Raw genomic sequence first — 4200 nt, 5'->3', positions numbered from 1 at the left:
TTTTAATTACTATTTTTTATAAACTACAATTATGGGTTTAGGTTCATTATTCAAAAGAGGCAAAAAGTCCAAAAAGGAAGAGGTAGTTGAGGACTCCCACATTGACATTAACATTGAGGATTGCGATGGATGCGAAAAATGCTCAATAGCCTGTCCAAATAATGTTTTAATAATTGTTGAGGAAAAATCATCTGTTCGTGACGCTCAGGTTTGTAAAAGATGTAAAGTATGTATGGCGATTTGTCCTAATGACTGCATTACTGTTAACTGATAGTTTCACGGATGGTGTCTATAAAGCTTGTATTTTCTATTTTAATTATTTTTGTAATCTTATCTGATTTTTTAATTCTTACAATATCTCCGCTGAATACTTCCAATGGAAAGCTGTCATATAATACATAAGAGGAGGTATTTTCCCTAAGTTCTGTGATTTCAATCTCAACAGTTGAATCGTCGGCAAGCACAATGCTTCTATTGATTACTGTATGGGGAGCTACCGGTGTTAATGTGAGAATATGGGCGGTAGGATCCACAATTGGGCCTCCGCAGGATAGGTTATATGCAGTTGATCCGGTGGGTGTGCAAACAAGTATTCCATCTGCTGTATATGAATTGATTAGTTTTCCATTAATGAAAACGTCAAATCTAACCACTCCAGTCATATTTTTTGAAATTCCGATTTCATTTAATGCTGGTGGTATTTCAATAATTTCTCCCGAAGGTTTGATTATTTCACCTTCAACCATCATTCTCCTTTCTATGTAATATTTTCCTTCCAGAATATTTTCAAGAGCGTTTTCAATATCTTCGGGATTGATTTCAGTTAAATATCCCAATGTTCCTGTGTTGATTCCTATTATTGGCTTTTCCTGTGATCTGTGTGATGATTTGAGAAATGTTCCGTCTCCACCTATTGAAATGATTATATCACAGTCGATGATATTGTCAACGATGTCAAGACCTAATTTTTTTGATATGGAGATTAGTTTGTTTTTGGTATTGGTGGTTATTTTCTTTTCAAAATCAGTATAAATGAATATTTTCATGTTATCAAAAAAATAAAAAGATTATAGGTTTAATTCATCTGCACCTATAACTTGAATTGTCATATCTTTAACAAATTCTCCACTTTCTTCTGAAAAGTTTAAAAAGTGAGGAGAACCCATATGTCTTTTCAAAGCTTCTAAAGATTCCCATTTTTCAACAAATGTTAATGTGTCTTCATCAATAGGTGTTAGTAATTTATAATCGATATTACCTTCTTCAAGTAAAGATTCATCAATCAATTCTTTTGAAACTTCGATTATACTATCTTGACAACCTTCTTTAGGTTCAATATTTGCTAAAACGAGTATGAAATCCATAATATTCACCTACAAAATTTTATTTATATCTTTTAATACTTAAATAATTACCATTTGTAAAAAATATATTTCATATTATTTTCCAAAAATACATTAATAAAAAAACAGATATATAAAAACAGCAAAAACTTTTGGAGAAAGATGATGATATATTCAACAGAAATTGAAAATATGTGTCTTGTTCGCAAGGGTGCAAATCATGACCCTGCTCCAATCCCTGAAGAGGGCAAATGGGTAAAAGCAAAGCAAATTGGAGACATTTCAGGTTTTACTCATGGTATTGGTTGGTGTGCACCGCAACAAGGATGCTGTAAATTGACATTAAATGTTAAAGAAGGTATTATTGAAGAGGCATTGGTTGAAACATTAGGTTGTTCAGGTATGACTCACTCAGCAGCTATGGCAGGTGAGATACTTGTTGGAAAAACAATCCTTGAAGCTTTGAACACCGATTTGGTGTGTGATGCTATAAACACAGCAATGCGTGAATTATTCTTACAAATTGTTTACGGAAGAACCCAATCTGCATTTTCAGAAGGGGGCCTTCAAATAGGTGCAGGACTTGAAGATTTGGGAAAAGGCCACAGAAGCCAAGTAGGAACAATTTACTCAACCAAAGAAAAAGGTCCAAGATATCTAGAACTTACTGAAGGCTACATTACAGAAATTGGACTTGACGAAGATGATGAAATCATTGGATACAAATACATTAACTTAGGCGTAATGTTGGATCAAATCAAAGATGGTGTTGACCCTCTTGAAGCTATTGATAATGCAACAGGTCAATACGGAAGATTCGATGATGCGGCTAAAAAGATAGATCCTAGGAGTGAATGATTATGGCATTATTTGAAAGTTATGAAAGAAGAATTGCACAAATCATTCCTGTTTTGGAAAAGTATGACATTAAAGACTTGGATGAAGCTAAACAAATTTGTCTTGACAAAGGTTTTGACCCATATGAAATAGTTAAAGGGGTTCAGCCAATCTGTTTTGAAAACGCCTGCTGGGCTTACACACTAGGAGCCGCAATTGCAATTAAACAGGGATGCACAAAAGCATCAGATGCTGCAAAAGCTATCGGTGAAGGATTGCAGGCATTTTGTATTCCTGGCAGTGTAGCAGATGACAGACAAGTAGGATTAGGTCATGGAAACCTTGCATCAATGCTTTTAAGCGATGAAAGTGAATGTTTTGCATTTCTTGCAGGTCATGAAAGTTTTGCAGCTGCAGAAGGAGCAATTGGTATTGCAAACTCTGCAAATGAAGTCAGAGAAAAACCATTGAGAGTAATATTAAACGGTCTTGGAAAAGATGCAGCATTAATCATCTCAAGAATCAATGGATTTACACATGTAGAAACAGAATTTGACTACTTTACCGGAGAGGTAAAAATAGTTAAAGAAAAAGCATACTCTGACGGTGAAAGGGCAAAGGTAAGATGCTATGGTGCTGATGATGTACGTGAAGGTGTGGCCATTATGCATTTGGAAGGTGTTGATGTATCAATTACAGGTAATTCAACCAATCCAACACGTTTCCAGCATCCTGTAGCTGGAACATACAAAAAGGAATGTATCATGCAAGGCAAAAAATACTTCTCAGTCGCATCCGGCGGAGGAACCGGAAGAACTCTGCACCCGGACAATATGGCAGCAGGACCTGCTTCATACGGTATGACAGATACTCTTGGAAGAATGCACTCCGATGCTCAATTTGCAGGTTCATCTTCAGTACCTGCCCATGTGGAAATGATGGGATTGATAGGTATGGGAAACAACCCTATGGTTGGAGCTTCAGTTGCAGTTGCCGTTGCAGTTGAAAAAGCTATGAAAAAATAAGGGAATTTCTTCCCTTTAATACTCTTTTTTTTAGGAAGTTATATTATGGCTACAATGTGGGGTATGGCCGTTCGTGGGATATGTGAATATGATGGAAAAGTTTTACTTTTAAAAATCAGATCAAAATCTGCTCATGATGCAGGCAGATGGGAAATTCCGGGCGGTAAAGTAAAAAAATGCGAATATTTTGACAATGCACTTAAAAGGGAATACCTTGAAGAAACAGGCCTTGAAGTGGATGTTGATTCACTTTTAAATGTTGTCAGAAGGGATTATTCTGCGTGCAAAACCAATGAAGAAGTAAAATCAATTCAATTAATCATGAAAGTAACCTGCCAAAGCGATGAGGTTACAATCAGCGAAGAACATGATGATTATGGATGGTTCAGCTTTGAAGAAGTCGACGATATGATTTCAAAAGGTTTACTGACACCTCCGGCAGTTGAAGCATTTGGAAAAAAATGATAATAAGAAAAGCAACTTTAGATGACTTGGATGACATAGCTAATCTGGAACGTGAATGCTTTCCTGCTAACGAAGCAGCAACAAAAGATGATTTCAGGGAAAGGTTAAAAACGTATCCAAATCATTTTCTGCTCTTATTTTTAGAAAGTAAACTAGTGGCATTTATTGACGGATTCTGCAGTGATGATGCTGATTTGACTGATGAGATGTATGAAAATCCGAATCTGCATGATGAATCCGGGGATTGGCAGATGATATTTGGCCTAAATACTCATCCTGATTATAGAATGCAGGGATATGCATCAAAATTAATGAACTGTTTTATCATCCAGGCTAGGCAAGAAAAACGATTGGGTGTTGTTTTGACTTGTAAAAAAGAATTGCTAGATTACTACTCAAAATTTGGATTTGTTGATGAGGGAATCAGTGAATCTGTTCATGGTGGTGTTGTCTGGAACCAGATGAGGTTGGCATTTAAAGGGGAACTGGGATGTAATAAATATTAACATCCCATTTTTTCTGTTCTCAAT

At 35.9% G+C, this 4200-nt stretch carries 7 protein-coding genes; 5 read left to right on the top strand and 2 right to left on the bottom strand.

Going from position 1 to position 4200, the window contains the following annotated elements; genetic code table 11:
* The first annotated feature begins 31 nt into the window (after positions 1-31).
* Positions 32-271 carry a 4Fe-4S dicluster domain-containing protein gene (locus ACJMLH_RS07810; protein WP_405276422.1) on the top strand — a complete coding sequence of 80 codons (240 nt, stop codon included), beginning with the start codon at positions 32-34 and terminating at the stop codon, positions 269-271.
* On the opposite strand, the gene ACJMLH_RS07805 is transcribed toward ACJMLH_RS07810, so the two are convergent.
* Together ACJMLH_RS07805 and ACJMLH_RS07800 are read right to left on the bottom strand one after the other, a co-directional pair.
* On the bottom strand, positions 264-1046 hold the full coding sequence (locus ACJMLH_RS07805) for an NAD(+)/NADH kinase (protein ID WP_405276420.1): 783 nt from the start codon (positions 1044-1046) through the stop codon (positions 264-266). The genes ACJMLH_RS07810 and ACJMLH_RS07805 overlap by 8 nt on opposite strands.
* 21 nt (positions 1047-1067) lie before the next feature.
* Positions 1068-1364: a putative quinol monooxygenase gene (locus tag ACJMLH_RS07800; RefSeq protein ID WP_405276418.1), complete on the bottom strand. Its 297-nt coding sequence runs from the start codon at positions 1362-1364 to the stop codon at positions 1068-1070.
* A gap of 144 nt (positions 1365-1508) precedes the next feature.
* On the opposite strand from ACJMLH_RS07800, the gene ACJMLH_RS07795 reads away from it, so the two are divergent.
* The 4 genes from ACJMLH_RS07795 to ACJMLH_RS07780 are packed head-to-tail and all read left to right on the top strand — an operon-like array spanning position 1509 to position 4176.
* A complete protein-coding gene (locus ACJMLH_RS07795) occupies positions 1509-2201 on the top strand; it encodes an iron-sulfur cluster assembly scaffold protein (RefSeq protein WP_405276416.1) in 693 nt (230 codons plus the stop codon).
* Between the two features lie 2 nt (positions 2202-2203).
* A complete protein-coding gene (locus ACJMLH_RS07790) occupies positions 2204-3205 on the top strand; it encodes a GGGtGRT protein (protein WP_405276414.1) in 1002 nt (333 codons plus the stop codon).
* Between the two features lie 45 nt (positions 3206-3250).
* Positions 3251-3670: an NUDIX domain-containing protein gene (locus tag ACJMLH_RS07785; RefSeq protein WP_405276412.1), complete on the top strand. Its 420-nt coding sequence runs from the start codon at positions 3251-3253 to the stop codon at positions 3668-3670.
* Positions 3667-4176 (top strand): GNAT family N-acetyltransferase, encoded by a 510-nt coding sequence (locus ACJMLH_RS07780; RefSeq protein WP_405276410.1) that lies wholly within the window; start codon positions 3667-3669, stop codon positions 4174-4176. Before ACJMLH_RS07785 ends, ACJMLH_RS07780 begins: the two co-directional genes overlap by 4 nt.
* Positions 4177-4200: the final 24 nt, after the last annotated feature.

This window comes from Methanobrevibacter sp., from assembly GCF_045116495.1.
Taxonomy (GTDB): domain Archaea; phylum Methanobacteriota; class Methanobacteria; order Methanobacteriales; family Methanobacteriaceae; genus Methanocatella.
This window is presented reverse-complemented; position numbering and strand designations above follow the sequence as displayed.

Excerpts from the sequence above, each read along its gene's own strand:
- ACJMLH_RS07810 (WP_405276422.1), top strand. The coding sequence starts at position 32 with ATGGGTTTAGGTTCATTATTCAAAAGAGGCAAAAAGTCCAAAAAGGAA.
- ACJMLH_RS07805 (WP_405276420.1), bottom strand. The coding sequence starts at position 1,046 with ATGAAAATATTCATTTATACTGATTTTGAAAAGAAAATAACCACCAAT.
- ACJMLH_RS07800 (WP_405276418.1), bottom strand. The coding sequence starts at position 1,364 with ATGGATTTCATACTCGTTTTAGCAAATATTGAACCTAAAGAAGGTTGT.
- ACJMLH_RS07795 (WP_405276416.1), top strand. The coding sequence starts at position 1,509 with ATGATATATTCAACAGAAATTGAAAATATGTGTCTTGTTCGCAAGGGT.
- ACJMLH_RS07790 (WP_405276414.1), top strand. The coding sequence starts at position 2,204 with ATGGCATTATTTGAAAGTTATGAAAGAAGAATTGCACAAATCATTCCT.
- ACJMLH_RS07785 (WP_405276412.1), top strand. The coding sequence starts at position 3,251 with ATGGCTACAATGTGGGGTATGGCCGTTCGTGGGATATGTGAATATGAT.
- ACJMLH_RS07780 (WP_405276410.1), top strand. The coding sequence starts at position 3,667 with ATGATAATAAGAAAAGCAACTTTAGATGACTTGGATGACATAGCTAAT.